The following is a 1,636-nucleotide window of genomic DNA, read 5'->3' on the forward strand; positions in this document are numbered from 1 at the left end:
CTGCACGAAGCCGCCGGCCGCGCCGGGGTCGGTGGTGAAGGTGACCATCAGGTCGAACTTGGTGACGTCGAACGGGATCTCGGCGGGACGCAGCCGCGCGGCGCCGAGCCGGGGCGCGGCGATCGAGCGCACCTCCAGGTCGAACATGGCCTGGAACAGCGGGGTCCGGCCTGCCTCCCGGTCGGGGCGCAGCTCCTCCACCACCCGCTCGAAGGGGAGCTCCTGGTACTGGTAGGCGTCCAGCGCCCGGTCACGGACCCGGCCGAGCAGCTCGGTGAACGTCGGGTCGCCGCTCAGGTCGGCGCGCATCACCACTGTGTTGACGAAGAAGCCGATGACGTTCTCCACCTCGGGCCGGGTGCGCCCGGCCACCGGCACCCCGACGCCGAAGTCGTCCTGCCCGGTCCAGCGAGCCAGCACCGCCTGGAAGGCGGCCAGCAGCGTCATGTAGAGCGTGGCGCCGTGCGCGCGGCCGATCCGCTCCAGCGCGGCCACCAGTTCGGGGTCCAGGGTGAACTCGTGGGTCGCGCCGGCCCAGGACGGGCGGGCCGGCCGGGGCCGGTCGGTGGGCAGCTCCAGCGCGGGCAGGCCGGCCAGCCGCTCCCGCCAGTGGGCCAGTTCGGTGTCGAGCCGCTCGCCGGTGAGTTCCCGGCGCTGCCAGCCGGCGTAGTCGGCGTACTGCACCGGCAGTTCCGGCAGCGACTCCCCGGCGTACGTGGCGCCCAGTTCGCGTACCAGCACGCCCATCGACCAGCCGTCGGAGACGATGTGGTGCATGGCCAGCACGAGCAGGTGGTCCTCCGGCCCGAGCTGCCAGACCAGGGCCCGGAACAGCGGGCCGGACGCCAGGTCGAACGGGCGGTGCAGCTCCCGCTCGGCCTGCGTCACCGCCTCGGTGTACGGGTCGGCGGCGGATCGGGTGTCGTACCAGTCGGCGGTCACGTCGCCGATGGCGGCGACCCGCTGCACCGGCTGCGTGTCGACCACCGGGAAGGTGGTCCGCAGCGACTCGTGGCGGTCGACGAGCTGCCGCAGCGCCCGGTCGAGCCGGTCCCGGTGCAGCGGTCCGTCCACCCGCCAGGCCAGCGCCGCCATGTAGTCGGGCGCGTCGGGCTCCAGCCGGTGCAGGAACCACATCCGCTCCTGCGCGAACGAGAGCGGGAAGTCGCCGCTGCGCCGGAGCCGGGTGATCGCGGGCGCGGCGCCGGCGGTGGACGCGGGCAGCGCGGCGGCGAACTCGGCGATGGTCGGGTGGGCGAAGAAGGTCCGCACGTCGACGGGACGGTCGAGCGCCTTCACCAGGCGGGCCACCGCGAGGGTGGCGAGCAGGGAGTGGCCGCCCAGGTCGAAGAAGTCGTCGTGGATGCCGATCCGGTCGACCCGCAGCACCTGCCGCCAGACGTCCGCGATCGCCTCCTCGGTCGGGTTACGCGGGCCCTCGAAGCCCACGCTCACGTCCGGACGGTGGCCCTCCGGGTCCGGGAGCCGGTCCCGGTCGACCTTGCCGCCGACGGTGCGCGGCAGTTCGTCGAGGACGATCACCACCGCCGGCACCATGAACTCGGGCAGCCGCTCGCCCAGCCACCGCCGTACCTCGTCGGCGGTCACGCCGTCCGCGGCCAGGTAGGCGACCAGG

General features: G+C 74.1%; 1 protein-coding gene. It reads right to left on the reverse strand.

The features are described 5' to 3' along the window. On the reverse strand, positions 1–1,636 hold a 1,636-nt coding region (locus IRY44_RS30385), incomplete at both ends, for a condensation domain-containing protein (RefSeq protein ID WP_228533119.1).

Origin of the sequence: Micromonospora sp. ANENR4 (assembly GCF_015354395.1) — a bacterium.
In the GTDB taxonomy this organism is placed as follows: Bacteria; Actinomycetota; Actinomycetes; order Mycobacteriales; family Micromonosporaceae; genus Micromonospora; species Micromonospora aurantiaca.